This window comes from Myxococcus sp. MH1 (assembly GCF_059738865.1).
This window is the reverse complement of record NZ_AP026947.1, coordinates 4,586,995-4,603,286: the sequence shown is the minus strand read 5'-3', so window position 1 is coordinate 4,603,286 and position 16,292 is coordinate 4,586,995. Positions and strand designations below refer to the sequence as shown.

Genomic DNA, 16,292 nt, shown 5'->3' with positions numbered 1-16,292 from the left:
ACCTAGAGCTTCTCGTACAACCTGCCCGGGTGCTGGAGGACCAGCCCCGTCATCTCCAGCTCCACCAGCGCGCTCACCAGCGCGGCCGGCGTGAGGGTGCTCCCGGCCAGCACCTCGTCGAACGTCCGGGGAATCCGGTCCAACACCGCATAGGCCCCGCGTGCTTCCGCGGAGAGCCGGGCCCAGCAATCCTCCCTGCCCGGCGCCACCATCCACCCAGGGTCAACACCCACCGCCCGCCAGACGTCCTTCACGTCCAGGCACGCGCTCGCGTGGCCCTCTCGCAACAGCGCGTTGCAGCCCGCCGCCCCCTCCTGCCGCACGTCCCCGGGCATCGCGAGGACGGGCCGTCCCTGCGCCCGCCCCGCCCGGGCCGTGTACAGACTCCCCGACTCCGCCCCCGCCCTCACCACCAGGACCGCATCCGATGCGCCGGAGATGAGGCGGTTGCGCCGGGGGAACGTCGTGGTGCTCGCCCGGACCCCAGGCGGCAGCTCGCTGAAGAACACCCCACCCCGCTCCAGGAAGTGGGGCAGCAGGCGGGCCTGCGCCGGGTCCAACGCGTCCAGCGCCGACCCCAGGAACGCCCAGGTCTCCCCTCCCGCATCCAGCGCGCCCCAGTGACACGCCCGGTCCACGCCCGCCGCCGCTCCGGAGACCACCCCCACCCCGCCCTCGGCCACCTGACGGGCCAGCGACCGGGCGAACGGCAGGAAGCCCTGGTCCGGACGCCGGCTGCCCACCATCGCCACCCGTCGGCGCGGGGGGCCCGGCTGGCCCCGGAAGAACAGCAGCGGCGGCGCGTCCTCCACGTCCCGCAGTCGCTCCGGGTAGGCCCGCTCGTCGGAGAACGCCACCCGCGTGCCGCTCGTCCGACACAGCTCCAGGAGCCGCTCCGCCACGGCCGGCAGCCCCGCCACCGCCGCCAGCCTCTGGCGGACCTGTGGGGAAACCGGCGCGTCGGACACCCAGTCCCGTACAGGAGTCGAGGCCAGGGGCGCCAGGCGACCGTCGGCGAACGCGCGCAGGGCGACCAGCGTCCTCGGCCCCAGGCCGGGAACGGCCCAGAGCGCCAGGCACGCCTGCTGCTCCGCCGTGAGGCTGTCCGTCTCAGCGTCCGCCATACCGACCCCCACTCGAGACCCACCTATATAGAAGATGGGTCCCCTGGGAGGGGCGCGACACATAAACACCGGGCCGCCACCGGTCAAGCACTCAACCCCTCCGGCGTGGAGGGGGATGCACTTTTCCTGCCGGACTCAGCGGCTGGCGCTGGTCGCCGGCGCGGCGCCACTCGGACGCATGAGCGCGCGATCTCCCGTGGAGACCTCTTCCAGGGAGTTCATCATGAGGCAGTTGTTCGTGCGCTCCTTCACCTCGGTCACCATGCACGTGCCGATGCGCTCCCAGGGCAGCGCCTTGTCCGCCTCCGACTGGGCCGGCACGACCTTCTTGCCCAGCACCGCGCGCGCCGGATCCCCCTGGCGCAGGATGACGAAGGTGTTGCCCAGCTGCACGCCGTCCGCGCTGCCCTTGTCCAGGACGATGGTGTTGTGCTCGCCCAGGAGCGTCAGGTACGGCACCAGCGAGGTGATGACCGTGGCGTTGAGGTCCTTGGAGTTCGTGTTCGGACGCGGGGCCACGCGCTCGGTGAGCTTCTCGCCGTAGGGGCCCACCAGGAAGCCGCGCTCGATGCCGTCCCAGGTGTCGACGATCTGCGCCGTCACCAGGCCCTTGTCCACGCGCACCACGCGCAGCGTGCCCGCGAAGTCCGTCAGGTAGCCCAGCTTGGCGCCCGTGCGCGGGTGGTGCACCGCCTGCGTGGTGTGGAACACGACGTAGCGGTCGCCCACCTTCGCGTCCGCCTTGCGCTTGAAGCGCACGTAGACGTTGTCCGGGAAGGACAGCATGTGCGCGCCGTTGGGCGAGCCCTCGATGCGGCCCGCCTCGTCCAGCTCACGCGGCGTCACGAAGCCCTGCGTCGTCACGGGGCGCGACGAGGACACGTCGTAGCCGATCTTCCCCGTCACGGTGACGGTGTTGTCGGCGAGCTCCGTGGGCGCGACCACGTCCCCGGGGTCCTGCTCGGTCTCCACGCGCTGGGGGACCTCCTCGCCGGAGCCGAAGAAGCGCACCTGGTTGCCCGGGTAGATCCAGTGCGGGTTGGCGATCTCCGGGTTGTAGGACCAGACCTTCGGCCAGTACCAGGGGCTGTCCAGGTAGCGCTGGGACAGGTCCCACAGCGTGTCGCCCTCCTGCACCGTGTGGACGGTGCCCGGCGCGCTCTCGCGGCCCCTGGGCGCGCCCGGGGGCAGCTGCACGGTGGTGCCGCCGGAAGGAGGCTCGGGGGCCTCGTCCATGACGTCGGCGCCTTCAGTCTCTCCGCCAGCCTCCGTGTCGTCCTGCTCGCCACCCTCCTGCTGCGCGAGCGCGCTCCAGGCGGGGGCGACGGCGAGGCTCAACATCAGCGAGGTGAGGATCCGGGAGCGCATCGCACGACTTCCTTTCGATGAAGACTTCACTGCGAGAGCGCGGCGAGCCGCTGCTCCGCCTGCGTGGCGGCGGCCGTCCCCGGGAACTGGGTGACGACGCGCGTGTAGAGAGCCCGGGCATCCGCGGCCTGGTTGAGCCGCACCCGACACTCGGCGAGCCGGAGCATGCCGTCCAACACGGCGTCCCCGGCGGGATAGGTGGCGATCAGCCGCTCGAACGTGCTGGCGGCGTCCTTGAAGTCGTTGAGCCCCATCTGCCCCAGCCCGCTGAAGTACAGCGCGTTGTCCGCGCGCGGGTGGCGGGGGTTCTCCTCGGAGAAGCGGCGCAGGCGCTGCACGCCCCCCTCCACGTTGCCGGTGCGCAGCATGGACACGTACTTCTCGTAGTCCGCGTCGAGCACGTCCGGGTCCGGCTGGTCCGCGGGGTCCTCGCCCCGCGTGCTCACCAGGGTGGCGCCGCCCGAGGAGGAGATGGCGGCCACGGGCGCGGAGTCCTCGCCCACCGGGCTGATGAACATCTCCATCTGCTCGGAGTCCGGCTCCACCACCGCCACCTGCGTGTTCAGCTTGGGCGCGGGCTCGAAGCGCGGCTTGAGCTTCACCACGGACAGCTCCGGCGTGGACATCAGCGCCCCACCCGACTCCACCGCCGTGACGGGCACCGTCGCGGAGGAAGCGGGCCGGGCCGCGCTGGGAGCCGTGCGCGCGCGGTCCACCGCGGCATGGGCCTCCAGGCGCTCCAACCGCTCCACCAGCCGGGACTGCGACTCACGCAGCGCGCGCACCTCGGCCGTCAGCGCCCCGACGTCCGCCTGGGAGGCGGCGTTGTTGGCACAGGCGCACAGCGCGCACAGCGGCGCGGCGACGAGCAGGCGGAAGATGACGGAGCGCGCGAGCACGGGCCTCGATGGACGCAAGGGAATTCCCCCGCGAGGATAGGAAGGCACGTCCAAGAGCGTCAAGAAAACGGCCGGAAGCCGCCCCTAGAACCGGTTCACCACCAGGTTCAGGTGCCGTCCGGTGCGCCCCGCGTCACGGCGGTGGGAGAAGAACCGCGAGGGCTCACAGGCGGTACAGGCCTGTAGCACGTCCACGTGCTCCGGCCGCAGCCCCGCGCCCACCAGCGACCTCCGCACCGCCCGGCTCAGGTCCAGCCGGACGCGGCCGGAGCGTTCCACCTCCACGACGTCCGCGCCGAAGCGCTGCGTGAAGCGCTGCCCCAGCTCCTGCGACACCTCGTAGCAGCAGCGCTGGATGGAAGGCCCCACCGCCGCGAGCAACCGCTCCGGCCGGGCCCCCCGCGCCACCAGCGCCTCCACGGCGCGCGCGCTGATGACCAGGTCCGTCCCCTTCCACCCCGAGTGGATCGCCGCCACGCGCCGCCCGTCCGGGTCCACCAGCACCACCGGCACACAGTCCGCCGTCCCCACCGCCACCCAGGTGCCAGGGACTTGTGTCCACAGCGCGTCCGCCTCGCCCTCCACCGGCCGCAGTGCTTCGTCCACCTGCTCGACGCGCGCCTCCAGCACCACGTCGCCATGCACTTGTGACACGCGGGACAGCGCGCCCAGCGGAGCACCCGCCGCGCCCGCGAGCCGGCGCAGGTTCTCCTCCACCTTCTCGCGCGCGTCTCCGGTGGAGAAACCCAGGTTCAGCGAGGAGAACGGGCCTTCGGACACTCCCCCCGCGCGCGTCGCGAAGCCGTGAGGGACTGGAAGCAGTCGGGACGTCAGCAACTCAATCGACATGGGGAAGCCTCTTCTAACCTCCCCTCCCCGCGCGACGCACGCGGACGTCGGCTCGCGCCAGCCGGATGCGCCAACGGAATGATAAATTTCCCATGGAAGTACGTTTGACAGTCCGCGTCAGCCCATTGACAATTCCGCGGACTCTTCGTGAAACGAGTGTCGTCTTTTCGAACGAAGTGACGCGAACGCGCCATGCCCCTGGGTCCCGACACCGTAGGCCGGAAGCTCCTCTGGAGCATCGCTCTGCCGGGACTGGTGGTGGCGCTGCTGGGGGTCGGTCACTTCTGGCGCGAGGCCCGGGTGGCGGTGCAGGACGCCACGCAGGTGGAGTCGCTCGCGCTCGCGGAGTTCGTCGCCTCCACCTTCCTGCTTCCGCAGCCTCCTGGCGCCGCGGCGCACGGGGCGGTGACGGAGGTGCTGCACTCGGACACGCGGCTGTTCCGCTCGGTCGAGGACGTGCGCGTGCTGACGGCGGACGGCATCATCCGCTGGTCTCGCAACCCGTCCGAGGTGGGCACCCGGCACCGCGAGGCCGAGCGACTCACCCGCCCCGGGCCGGAGACGGCGCGCTCGGCGGACGGCGTCACCGAGGTGGTACGTCCCCTGGGCGGACCGGAGTGCGGCGGCTGTCACACGCGCGGTGAGGTCCCTGGCGAGAGCGTGCTGCAGATGCGGATGTTGGAGCCCGCGCTGCACCAGCAGCTCACGCACGTGTTCGGCGGCGCGCTGGCGTCCATGGCGCTGTTCGCCATCCTGCTCGCGCTGGTCATCGCGCTCTCGCTGCACTTCAACCTCACGCGGCCGCTGCGTCGGCTGAGCGCGGCGATGGGGCGCGCGGAGGCCGGAGACCTGCTGGTGCGCGCGGACGTGCGCGGCACGGATGAAATCGCCCGGCTGGGCGCCGCCTTCAACCAGATGCTCGCGCGGCTCACCGCCATGAAGGCGGAGGAGATCGACACCCACCGAGATCTGGAGCTGGTGAAGGAGAAGCTCGCGCTCAAGGACGAGCTCGAGGACCGCCTGCGGGAGCTGTCGTTGCTGTTCGACATCACGCGCTCGCTCAACGACACGCTGGAGCTGGACGAGCTGCTCGACGGCGTCACCCGGCTGGTGGTGGAGCGGCTGCAGATCCCCGAGTTCTCCATCATGCTCCTCAACCCGGAGGGCGCGCTGGAGGTGCGGCAGGCGTGGCCGGAGCACCGTGGCTCCGAGGGCCTCACCTTCGCCCTGGGCGAGGGCGCGTGTGGACGCGCGGCGCAGACGCACAAGGCGGTGTACCTGCCGGACGTGGCGGACCCGACGAGCATCTTCGCGCGCCGCGGACTGTCGGCGGACGCGCTGAACACGGGCGCGCTGCTGGCGGTGCCCATGGTGCACGCGGGCACGCTCCTGGGCGTGGTGAACTTCCAGCGGCCGCACATCGCCAGCTTCTCCGCAGGCGAAATCGAGCTGCTCACCGCCGTGGCGGACATCGCCGCGGCCGCGGTGAAGAACGCGCGGCTGCACGCGGAGACGGTGAAGCTCACCATGACGGACCCGCTGACGGGGGTCCCCAACCGGCGCCACCTGTTCCAGCGCATGGAGCTGGAGCTGGCGCGGGCGCAGCGCTTCGGCACGCCGCTGGCGCTGCTCATGGTGGACGTGGACCACTTCAAGCGCCTCAATGACCTCGCGGGCCACCGCGTGGGCGACGAGACGCTCCGCCGCGTCTGCGACATCCTGCGCACGCGCGTGCGCAAGGTGGACACGCTGGCGCGCTACGGCGGCGAGGAGTTCGTCCTGCTGCTGCCACAGACGACCAAGCAGGACGCCATGGACGTGGCGGAGAAGCTGCGGCGCGCGGTGGCGGAGCACCTGGTGCTCTCGCAGCCGGGGCTGCCCGGAGGACACGTCACCGTCTCCGTCGGCGTGTCCCACTTCCCCAGCGACGCCTCCACGCAGGAGGGCCTGGTCGACAGCGCGGACGCGGCCCTCTATTGCAGCAAGCGCACGGGCCGCAACCGCAGCACGGCGTTCGAGGTGGGGATGGAGATCCACCCCGGCCGTGAGCGCGGCCCCCACGCGCCTCCCGCGGAGGCCGCCGCGTCGACGCCTCCCGGTGGCGTGGCCAAGGCCTGAAACCGGGGTACCCCACCGCTTCAGCGCGACACGAGCGTGCGCACCGTGGGCAGCATCAGGTCCGCCCACTCCTCGTAGCCCTCATCCGAGGGATGGAACCCGTCCTGCGAGAAGAAGTGCGCCGAGCGCGGGAACATCTCCCGGCTGGCCGAGTGCAGGTCCACCAGGTGCAGCCCTTCCGCGCGCGCCACCTCGGCGATGGCGGCATTGAAGGGCTCGATGCGGCCCTCGTAGAGGGTGCTCGGCACCATCCGCGCAATCGGCGCCAGCGCCATGTCCGCGATGTTCACCAGCACGAGCGGCGCGCCGGTCTGCTTGAGCCTGCGAGCGATCCGCTCCAGGTCCTCGCGGAAGTCCTCCAGCGAGGTGCCGCGCCAGATGTCGTTGGTGCCCACGCCCAGGGTCACCAGCGTCGGCTGCGCGGCCACCGCCGCCTTGACCTGGCCGGTGAAGACATCCCGGATGCGCGCGCCGCTGACGCCCAGGTTCGTCAAGCCGAGTGACAGGCCATCGCCGCGCAACCGCGAGGCGAGGCGCTCTGGATAGCCCCCTCCCCGCGTCGCGCCCACGCCCATCGCCGTGCTGTCTCCGAGCGCGACGTAGTTGACGCTCATGTGCGCCATCCCTCCGCTACGGCACGCGCAGCGCGCGCAGCAGGCGGCCACCACCCGGCCCCGTCACGCGCAGCAGCAGCGTGCTGCCCGCGGGCGCGGCGCGAATCGCCTTGGCCAGGTCATCCGCCCGGGCCACCGGCTTGCGATTGACCTCCACCACCACCATGCCCGCCTCGAGCTGCGCGCGGTCCGCGGGAGAGCCCGGCACCACGTCGGTGATGAGCGCGCCCTGGCGGTCCGTGAAGCCCGCCTGCTGCGCCGTGCGCGCATCCAGGTTCTGCAGGCTGACGCCCACGCGGCGGGAGCTCTCCTGCGACTCGTCCCCCTCCTGCTTGCGCGCGGCCACGCCCTCCAGGTCCGGCCGCGTGCCGAGCGTCACCTTCACGTCCTGCTTCTTGCCCTCGCGGAACACCGTCAGCGTGGACGTGCTGCCCGGCCGCTTGAGCGCCACCGTGCGCGTGAGCTGGCCGCTGGACGTCACCTGCTGCCCGTCGATGGCGGTGACGACGTCGTCGGACTTCAGCCCCGCCTTCGCCGCGGGAGAGCCCGGGTTCACCTGCGTGAGGATGGCGCCCTCGGTGACGGGCAGCTTGAGCGCGCCCGCCAGGTCGCGCGTCAAATCCTGGATGCCGACGCCCAGCCACGCGCGCGTGACGGAGCCGTCCTTCTCCAGCTGCGGCACCAGCGCCTTCACCAGGTTGCTGGGCACCGCGAAGCCGATGCCGGTGCCACCGCCGACGATGGCCGTGTTGATGCCGACGACCTCGCCCTTCATGTTGAACAGCGGACCACCGGAGTTGCCCGGGTTGATGGCGGCATCCGTCTGGAGGAACTCGTCGTACTGGCTCGCGCCGATGTCGCGGGCGCGCGCCGAGACGATGCCCAGGCTGACGCTGGAGGCCAGGCCGAACGGGTTGCCGATGGCGACCACCCAGTCCCCCACGCGCAGCGCGTCCGAGTCGCCCAGCTTCACCGTGGGCAGCCCCTCCACCTTGTCCTTGAGCTTCACCAGCGCGACGTCCGTCAGCGGATCCCTGCCCACCACGGTGCCGGCGAACGAGCGCCCGTCATCCAGGCGCACGGTGATGGAGACGGCGCCCTCCACCACGTGGTTGTTCGTGAGGACGATGCCCGTCGGCTCGATGATGAACCCCGAGCCCGCGCCCTGGCGCAGCGGCTCCCGCCCGCCCCTCCCGCCGCCGAAGAAGCGGTCGAAGAGCGGGTTGTCATCCATGCCACCGCCCATGCCCCGGGGACCGCCGCCCCCGCGCGCCTGCACGTCCACGTTGACGACGGCGGACTTCACCGACTCCACCAGCGGAGCCAGCGACGGCAGCGCCTGCGCCTCCCGCGTCGCGGGCTGGAGGTTGCCCGGCGCGGTCTGCGCCGGAGCCTGGGCCCAGGAGACCGACGGGACGGCGAGCAGGAGCGCGCCGACCAGGGCCCTGCGGAACATGACGGGAGAACGGTTCATATGCACCCCAAGCTAAAGCCGAAATGCGGTCCCGCAAGCGAAACGGCCTGTGGGCGGTCATCCAGCGGAACGTGGTGTCAGCCGGGCTGGTAGAGGCGGTAGTCCAGCTCCGGGAAGACGTTGTCGCGCGCCTCCAGCCCTGTGAGCCAGGGCTCGTCCAGGGTACCCGCGCGGAGCTCGTCGTGCAGGCGGAGGAAGTGGCGCACGTGCTCCTGGGTGCGGCGCTTGGCGTAGTCCACCATGGTGCCCGTCTTCATGATGAAGGCCCAGTCGGAGCTCTGGGCGAGAAGCAGCTCGCGAGCGGCCTGGTTGAGCGCGCGGCGCTGCGAATCGGTGGCCTCCCGGAAGTCCCGGGCCAGCTCCACCATCTTCCGCGCGCAGTGGTTCAGGTGGCGGTAGACCCAGTCGTTGCTGTCGTCCAGCCACATGTGCGCGTAGCCGCCCGCGCCCCACGAGGACATCGGCGGCGTGGCCACCTGGTTCTCGGGGTGGTCTCGCAGGTCGTCCGCCGGCGTCACCAGGTCGAAGGTGGACCGGGCGCGCGCGGCCTGACGGATGAAGGACTCGAGGAACCACGGCCCCTCGAACCACCAGTGGCCGAAGAGCTCCGCGTCGTACGGGGCCACCACCACGGGCTTGCGGCCCCCGAGCCGCGAGGCGAGGTACTCGAGCTGCCGCTGCCGGTTGAAGAGGAAGTTGCCGGCGTGGACCTCGGCGCGTGCGCGGGCGCGCGCGGGGTCATAGGGCTGCTTGTCGTTCGTCTTGCCGGTGATGCGGTAGTACTTGAAGCCCGTGTTCTTCCGGTCCCCCGTGGGTTGGATGTACGGGCGGATGTAGTCCAGCTCCAGGTCCCAGCCGATGTCCCGGTAGAACTCGCGGTACTCGGGGTCGCCGGGGTAGCCGTACTCGGAGCTCCAGACCTGCTGACTGCTCTCGGGGTCTCTCGCGTACGCGGCGACGCCGGCCTCGGTGAAGATGGGCGCGTAGGGCCCGTGGAGCGGACGCGGCGTGGCGTCCGTGAGGCCGTGCGTGTCGACGAAGAAGTACCGGATGCGCTCGGCGGCGAGCACGCGCTCCAGGCCCGGGAAGTAGCCGCACTCGGCCAGCCAGATGCCCGCGGGGTCCTTCCCGAAGTTCTGCCGGTAGTGGTTGGCGGCGACCGACACCTGCGCGCGCACGGCCTCGGGCACCTGCTGCATCAGCGGCAGGAAGCCGTGGGTCGCGTTGCACGTGAGGATGTCCAGGTGGCCCGCGTCCTGGAGTCGGCGGAACGCGGAGACGAGGTCTCCCCGGTAGCGGTCATGGAAGGCGCGGCGCAGCGACTCGAAGTGGTCGCGATGGAAGCGCGCCAGGGGACCGAAGGTGGCGTCGGTCCTCGTGCGATGGACCTCGCGCTCGCCCAGCTCACACAGCTGCTCGAGCTTCCTCGCGTAGCGCTTCATCAACAGCTCGTCGCGCAGCATGGTGACGAGCGTGGGCGACAGCGTCATCGCCAGGCGGAACGGGACTCCATCCTCCGCCAGGGAATCGAACGCGAGCAGCAGCGGGAGGTAGGTCTCGGAGATGGCCTCGTAGAGCCAGTCCTCCTCGAGGAAGTCCTCGTGCTCGGGATGACGGACGAACGGCAGGTGCGCGTGGAGGACGAGAGAAAGGGAGCCCAGGCTCATGGTCGGTCGGGAGGTCCGTGGAGGTTCACGAGCGGCCGCCGCCCGAGGGCGGCTTCCGATGCGAGGGCTCGTTCGAGACAGCGGGTGGAGGACTCCTGACCTCCAGGACGCGCTCGGAGGCGGCGCGGTCCCTGGCGTCCGACGACCCGGGAGGCGCGTCGAAGAAGCCCGACACGGGGATGACCGACGCGGGCTCGTCGTGTCGCGGCGGCGCGGGCTCGCGAGTCTCTCGTGGGCGTGCCTCGAAGTAGCCGGACTCCGGCGAGGTGGGCGTCCCTGCGCCGGGGAGCTCTCGGGTACCTCGTGGCGCCTCGCTGTTCGCCGGTGTGGCCGCACCAGACACCCCAGGGCCCTGGTGAAGGTCCGGGCCCTCGCGCGAGGACGTGTCCCCATAGCGCAGGTCCGAGGCCTCGAAGGCTCGCGGGCTGGGCTCGACGTGGCGGGACGCCGCCACATCGCCATGACGCGGCCCCGCAACGACCACGGGCGACGCGAGGGGCATGAAGTCCGAGCTGGTCAGCGCGCGTGGAGGTGACACGAGGTACTGCCAGCCCGCGGCGTCGCTGTAGGCCCAATCCGATGCACCCGAGGCTCTCGGAGGTGACTCCAGATAGCGCCAGCCAGACGCCCCCGGAACCTGCGCGGAGGCATCGAAGTACCGCATGTCCGATGCGCCCGGAGCACGCGGGGGCGATTCGAAGTATCTCCGGTCGGACGGCGACGGTGGCGCGGTGCCACCCGCGACGTCGACGTAGCGCATGTCCGATGCGCCAGGAGCTCGACCGACCTCCAGATACGCATACGTGGGGCGAGGACCTTCGACGGGTGGACGGGCGCCTTCGAGCCTACCCACCGAGGGCGATTGATATCGCTGGTCCGAAGCCCCCGGAGCCCGCGGCGGCCCCACTTCGAGATACACGAGCGTGCGCGGCGCGGGAGGCGCGAGGGGCGGCTGCTCCGCGTAGCGCATGTCCGAGGCCCCGGCCATCCGAGCCTGGGCTTCGAGGTAGCGCTGCGAGGCGACGTAACGCTGATCCGAGGCTCCCGGCGCGCGTCCGATGCCGGCGAGGTGCGGGCCCGAGGATTCACCTGGAAGCACACCCTCGACGTCGAAGCGCTCGCGGTGGACGACGGAGATGTCCTTCATCCCCGCGCTTCCTGGCAGCTCCACGCGATGCCACGTGACGTACTCGCGCTCCTCCACCGGAGGCACCTGGCGCCTGGGAACGGGAGGCGCCTCGGGCTCCACGGGGACCGGGCGACGCATGAACCGCACGGAGGTGTCGGTCGACACGCCCGCCGGAGGAAGTGCAACCCGGTTGCTGGAACCACCGATTCTACGCGAACGACCATCGCTCCCGAGGAAGTGTGCCTCGATGCGGTACAGACGTCCGGAGGGCAGCCCGTGGATGTAGTAACCGCGCGTCTCGAGCACGCAGTCGAGCTCGCGCACGAGCGCGTCTCCGTCGAAGACCCGCAGCACGGCGCGAGGGGAATCGAGGTCACGCATCGCGCGCGTCCGCGTCGCGGCGCTGAAGTCCCAGAGCGCGAAGAGCGTGTTCGGGTCTCTCGCGAGCAGCAACACCGTGTCGTCCTGGTACTCGGAGGGCAGCGCATCCCGCGCGGCGGTATGTCCCTCGCCTCGCTCCGCGGACACGGGCGGGTGCTCGACCTTCTCCTGGAGGTGATGACGTCGGGCCTCGCTCTCGCCGGCGACACGGGCGACGAAGAAGCCTTCGATGACCGGCTCCGCGCGATGCTGCTCGACGGGAGCAGGTGCGGGCGGCGGCGCCTGGGATGACTCGGGGGCGCCCATCGGCGCCGAAGGCGTGGGTGCCGAGCCCTCGGCCTCCGCCCTCGCGGGTTCACGAGGCGCTCGAGGCTTGGGCGGAAAGTTCACCACCTGCGCGGGCCGCGCCGAGGGAGGACTGCCGGGCTTCTCGGAGGCGCGCTTCGCAGCCACGCGCTTGGGTGCGGACACCCTCCCCTGCTCCGAGGGCTCCTCCGCCCGGGAACGACCTGGCTTCGGCTTCGACTCGGCGGGCGCCTTCGCCACCGTCACCGGGGACGCCCGAGTCGCCCGCTTCGAGGCCAGCGCGTCCTTCGTGGCGCCACCGCGAGACGTCGGGGCCTCGACCTTGGCGGACACGGCCGGGGCCTTCGACGCGGCGGTCTTCATCAGGGGCACCGCCTTCGTGGGGGGCCGGGCCCTGGCGGTCTTGGACGCCGGCGCTGGAGCCTTGGCCGCGGCGGCCTTCACCGGCGGAGCGGGTCGGGTCGCGATTTTCGCCGGGACCGGAGTTTTTTCAGCCGGGGCCTTCTTCGCGGCGGCCTTCTTCCCGGGAATCCTGAGGCCCGCCAGCCGGGCGAGCTTCGCCAGCGCGGGCACGAAGGCGGCCAGGGCGGCGATCAACTCTTCCTTCTTGAGCTTGCTGTATCCGCTCCCCAGGTGCTTCCGAGCCAGCTCTCGCAGGGAGCCGACGGTGACGCTCTTGAGGTCGTCCATAGGCACCGTTCGCCTTTAGGTCGCTGGCACTGGAGGGTCAACGTGCCAGCATTGCTTGTGTTCGTCGCCCGACCCCCTCAGCTTCTCATCAACCGATGACACCCACGATGCGGCTGGGTATTCTGCCCCCGCTTTGAGCGACCTGCCCAGACTGCTCCTGTGCAGCTTCGACGTCATCCCCGGCCCATCCGGCTCGTCACGCCGTTTGACCGAGTACCTCAAGGCGTTGCCCGACCGCTTCTCTGTGGTGGTGCTATCGGCGAAGACGCCTGACCACTCCCATATCGAGAAGTACCAGGGCGCTCGGCTGCTGCGCGTGCCGGTAGGCTCGGGGGACCTCGCCTCGCGAATCCAGGCCTTCGAGCGGGCCGTCCGGCGCCAGCTCGAGAGCGAGGACTATGCGCTCGCGCACTTCACGGACCCCTTCGGGGGCTACGCGCTGTGCGAGCTCAAGGGGGACTACGGCTACCGCCTCATCTACGAGGCGCAGACCTTCCCGTCCCAGGAGCTGCGCTACACGCACCCGCAGACGGAGGGCGACCGGCGCTTCCTGTCGAAGGTCCGCAGGCAGGAGCTGTTCTGCCTGATGAACGCGGACCGCATCATCACCGGCTCCGAGACGACGCGCTCGTACATCCAGTCCCTCGGCGCGAGCGAGGAGCTCATCCGTGTCGTGCGCGCCCCCGTGGACCTGGGGCCCTTCTCGCCCGACGTGCTGGGCGCTCCGGATGGGGAGCCGCTGCGGCTGATGTACCTGGGCAGTCACGTGGGCTGGCAGGGGCTGCCCACGCTGCTGCGCGCGGTGGCGCTGGCGGCGAAGCAGGTGGAGGTGCGGCTGACGCTCGTGGGCGCGCAGCACCCGGACTGGCAGCCGCACCTGGACGAGCTGGTGAAGGAGCTCGGCCTGAAGGACCAGGTGGAGTTCCAGCCGCCGGTGCACCACGACGACGTGGCGAAGGTGCTGGCGCTGGCGGACGTGGGGGTGCTGGCGCTCGACGATGTGGAGCGCAACCGGCTGCAGGGCGGACCGCTGGCGAAGGTGTCCGAGTACTGCGCCGCGGGCCGGCCCATCATCGCCGCCGACCTGCCGGTGTGCCGCGAGCTCATCCCGGCGGACGCGGCGGTGTTCTTCCCCGTCGGCGACAGCCAGGCGATGGCGGCCCGCATCGTCGAGCTGGCGCGCGACGTTCCTCGGCGAATCGAGCTGGGGCAGCGGGCGCGGGAGCACGCCGAGTCGGCGCTCGACGCGGGGGTCATCCGCGGGCAGCTGCTGGATATCTACGACTCGCTGTTGGACAAGCGCTCGGTCCCCGTGTCGGGCCGGAGCGAGGATGACCTGCCCGCGGCGACGATGGTGACGGGCACGCCGACCAGCCGGCTCGCGTCGCTGCTGCCGCCCGACAGCGGGCGCATCAAGATTCCGCAGCCGGCGAAGCGAGACCCCGTCGAGGAGAAGCCCGCCGAGCCCCCGTCCGAGGTGGCCGCCGAGGAGCCCCCCGTGGTGATGGGGATGGTGCTCGAGGACGGGTTCGATACGCGGCTCATCAAGACGGAGCCGGACGCGCGACCCATCGAGCCTCCCGTCGTCATGGGGCTGCCGCTGCGTGAGCGCGCCGCGCAGACGTCGACTCCGGGCGCAGCATCGTCGACCTCTGCCCCGACGACTTCCGAGCCCACGCCGGTGACGGCGCAGGGCATCCCTCCGGATCCGACACCGGTCACGCCCCGTCGCACGACGGAGCCCGAGGAGCCGGAGCAGGACGCGCCTGAAGCCTCACCTCGTCGCGAGGATGCACGCGAGGAGGACGCGACGGAGGAGCGGCTGTCGAAGGTCCCGCCGCATGGGACGCCCCGGCTTGGCGATGAGCCACCGGCGCCGACGCCCGTGGAGTCACAATCGGCGAGGTTCCCCGACGAGTCGCGCGAGGAACCGGGCGGGAAGGAGGCCCGTGATGAGCGCGCCGAGGAGCCTCCGTCGCCGACGCCCGTGGTTCGCGCGCCGGCTCCGCTTCCGATGGATGAGCCGCCGTCCCCCACGCCCATCATCCGCATGCCGGCCTCGTTGAGGGATGACCGGGGCGCGATGGCGCGGGACGGGGGGCCGTATTCCAACGGCCGCCATTCGACGCGGGAGGAGCCGCCCTCGCCGACGCCGGTGGTCCGGGCGCCGGCGCCGCTGCCGTTCGACGAGCCGCCCTCGCCCACCCCCATCGTCAAGGCGCCCGCGCCGCTGCCGTTCGACGAGCCGCCCTCGCCCACGCCCATTGTTCGCAGCCCGCTCGCCTCGCGAGCGGAGGACGACGCACCGGCACCGACTCCGATCATCCCCGCGCGCTCGGTGCTCGCGAGTCGGAGCACGTCCGCACGGGTCGAGACACCGTCGCGTCGGATGGCGCCGCTCACTCCGCAGACGAAGGGCTCACCCGACGGAGACCGCGGATCGACGCGAGTCGACTCAGAGCGTCCGTCGGTTCGTGGTGCGCCCGTACCGGATCCGGAGCGTCCCGCGGGGCGCGCGGGCGCGACAACTGACTCCGAGCCCCCCTCGGTTCGCGGCACGCCACTCCCCGACGCGGAGCGCCCCTCCGTCCGAGGCCCCCCCGTCCCCGACCCGGAACGGCCCTCCGGGCGCACTCCGACGGTCCCCGAGCCCGAACGGGCCTCCGTGCGCGTCCCGAATCCCGACTCGGAGCGGCCCTCGGGCCGAAGCGCCCTGCCGGAGCTGGCCGCTCGCGGTCACACCACGGACCCGGAACGCAACACCCCGCGCCCCTCCGGCATCGTCGAACCGGAACGTCCTCGCACGGGTGAGACGGATCGGCTCCCGCCGCTCGTCCGTCCCAGCCCGCCGCCCGACCTCTCGCGCAGCGGATCACGCGGCAGCGCGCTCGACCCGGATCGCCCTCCGCCCATCCTCACCCCGGGAGCCGGCACCCCTTCCGTCGGAAAGTCCTCCCTGCTGGGCGACCTGCCGCCGCCCGACACCGACCGAGGACCTCCCGTCCTCAGCCCCTCCAGCGACGCCGACCGGCCCCCCTCCCTCCCCCCTCGCGCCACCAGCGCCCCGCCGCCCGTTCCCCGGCAGCGGCCGCCGCGCCTCTTGTCCATCGACGGGCCCCCTCGACTGGAGCCCGTCGACACCTCCGCGTCCCGCCCCGGCCTGCCCGCCATCAGGTCCCCCGAAGCCGAGGACGAACCGGAGGAGATCTCCGAGGACGAGGCCCACGCCATCGAGGATGGCGAGGAGGCGGGCCCCACTCCGCCCCACTCGCGCCCACGTCTGGACGATGAACCGGACGAAATCAGCAGCGACGAGGTCGAGGACGCCGAGGTCTCCGCCAGCAGCGCCGCCCAGCTCGTCGACGACGAGGACGACCTCCAGGAAGCCGACGCGGACCCCATCCCCGACGAGGACGAGGGCCCCCCGCCCGAGCCGCTCTCCTCGACGCTGAACCCCTGGTTCGCCCAGCTCGCCCACGGCTACTGTCCACCGGAAGGCACTCAGTTCGCGCGCCACACGCCCCCCACCACCTTCCCGGGGCGGGACGACGACGCGGATCCATCCCGAACGCCCTCCGCCCCCCGTGCACCAGGCGTCGTTCGCGGCAAGAGCTCGTGAAGCAGCCAACCGAGCACCCTCCGGAAAGTTTCCAAGCGTCGCTCCCGCCCAGTA

10 protein-coding genes are annotated in these 16,292 nt (G+C 71.7%); 2 read left to right on the top strand and 8 right to left on the bottom strand.

What is annotated here, in order from left to right; all coding sequences use genetic code 11:
• Positions 1-2: 2 nt before the first annotated feature.
• The 4 genes from AC6JA9_RS18480 to pgeF all read right to left on the bottom strand — a co-directional run bounded on the left by AC6JA9_RS18480 (position 3) and on the right by pgeF (position 4,240).
• The gene (locus AC6JA9_RS18480) at positions 3-1,124 is read right to left on the bottom strand and encodes a DNA-processing protein DprA (RefSeq protein ID WP_473569225.1); all 1,122 of its coding nucleotides are present in this window, start codon (positions 1,122-1,124) and stop codon (positions 3-5) included.
• A gap of 135 nt (positions 1,125-1,259) precedes the next feature.
• Positions 1,260-2,492 (bottom strand): LysM peptidoglycan-binding domain-containing protein, encoded by a 1,233-nt coding sequence (locus AC6JA9_RS18475; protein ID WP_194869556.1) that lies wholly within the window; start codon positions 2,490-2,492, stop codon positions 1,260-1,262.
• A gap of 26 nt (positions 2,493-2,518) precedes the next feature.
• Positions 2,519-3,391 (bottom strand): tetratricopeptide repeat protein, encoded by an 873-nt coding sequence (locus AC6JA9_RS18470; protein WP_223751781.1) that lies wholly within the window; start codon positions 3,389-3,391, stop codon positions 2,519-2,521.
• A gap of 84 nt (positions 3,392-3,475) precedes the next feature.
• On the bottom strand, positions 3,476-4,240 hold the full coding sequence (pgeF, locus tag AC6JA9_RS18465) for a peptidoglycan editing factor PgeF (protein ID WP_223751774.1): 765 nt from the start codon (positions 4,238-4,240) through the stop codon (positions 3,476-3,478).
• Positions 4,241-4,432: 192 nt separating this feature from the next.
• On the opposite strand from pgeF, the gene AC6JA9_RS18460 reads away from it, so the two are divergent.
• Positions 4,433-6,358, top strand: a complete 1,926-nt coding sequence (locus tag AC6JA9_RS18460; protein ID WP_223751775.1) for a GGDEF domain-containing protein — start codon at positions 4,433-4,435, stop codon at positions 6,356-6,358.
• Between the two features lie 20 nt (positions 6,359-6,378).
• Here the strand turns inward: AC6JA9_RS18460 and AC6JA9_RS18455 are convergent, their stop codons facing one another.
• From AC6JA9_RS18455 to AC6JA9_RS18440, 4 genes are all read right to left on the bottom strand, one after another.
• Positions 6,379-6,972, bottom strand: coding sequence for an SGNH/GDSL hydrolase family protein (locus AC6JA9_RS18455; RefSeq protein WP_408890679.1), 594 nt, complete (start codon positions 6,970-6,972; stop codon positions 6,379-6,381).
• A 16-nt stretch (positions 6,973-6,988) separates the two neighbouring features.
• A complete protein-coding gene (locus AC6JA9_RS18450; protein ID WP_223751777.1) occupies positions 6,989-8,446 on the bottom strand; it encodes a trypsin-like peptidase domain-containing protein in 1,458 nt (485 codons plus the stop codon).
• Between the two features lie 77 nt (positions 8,447-8,523).
• The gene (locus tag AC6JA9_RS18445) at positions 8,524-10,113 is read right to left on the bottom strand and encodes a glycoside hydrolase family 57 protein (protein WP_497960318.1); all 1,590 of its coding nucleotides are present in this window, start codon (positions 10,111-10,113) and stop codon (positions 8,524-8,526) included.
• Positions 10,114-10,138: 25 nt separating this feature from the next.
• A complete protein-coding gene (locus tag AC6JA9_RS18440; RefSeq protein WP_497960317.1) occupies positions 10,139-12,619 on the bottom strand; it encodes a DUF4912 domain-containing protein in 2,481 nt (826 codons plus the stop codon).
• A gap of 133 nt (positions 12,620-12,752) precedes the next feature.
• Here AC6JA9_RS18440 and AC6JA9_RS18435 point away from each other — a divergent pair, with 133 nt between their 5' ends.
• On the top strand, positions 12,753-16,238 hold the full coding sequence (locus AC6JA9_RS18435; protein ID WP_497960316.1) for a glycosyltransferase family 4 protein: 3,486 nt from the start codon (positions 12,753-12,755) through the stop codon (positions 16,236-16,238).
• Positions 16,239-16,292 lie beyond the last annotated feature (54 nt).

Coding starts and splice junctions, on each gene's coding strand:
- AC6JA9_RS18480 (WP_473569225.1), bottom strand. CDS start 1,124: ATGGCGGACGCTGAGACGGACAGCCTCACGGCGGAGCAGCAGGCGTGC.
- AC6JA9_RS18475 (WP_194869556.1), bottom strand. CDS start 2,492: ATGCGCTCCCGGATCCTCACCTCGCTGATGTTGAGCCTCGCCGTCGCC.
- pgeF (WP_223751774.1), bottom strand. CDS start 4,240: ATGTCGATTGAGTTGCTGACGTCCCGACTGCTTCCAGTCCCTCACGGC.
- AC6JA9_RS18460 (WP_223751775.1), top strand. CDS start 4,433: ATGCCCCTGGGTCCCGACACCGTAGGCCGGAAGCTCCTCTGGAGCATC.
- AC6JA9_RS18455 (WP_408890679.1), bottom strand. CDS start 6,972: ATGAGCGTCAACTACGTCGCGCTCGGAGACAGCACGGCGATGGGCGTG.
- AC6JA9_RS18450 (WP_223751777.1), bottom strand. CDS start 8,446: ATGAACCGTTCTCCCGTCATGTTCCGCAGGGCCCTGGTCGGCGCGCTC.
- AC6JA9_RS18445 (WP_497960318.1), bottom strand. CDS start 10,113: ATGAGCCTGGGCTCCCTTTCTCTCGTCCTCCACGCGCACCTGCCGTTC.
- AC6JA9_RS18440 (WP_497960317.1), bottom strand. CDS start 12,619: ATGGACGACCTCAAGAGCGTCACCGTCGGCTCCCTGCGAGAGCTGGCT.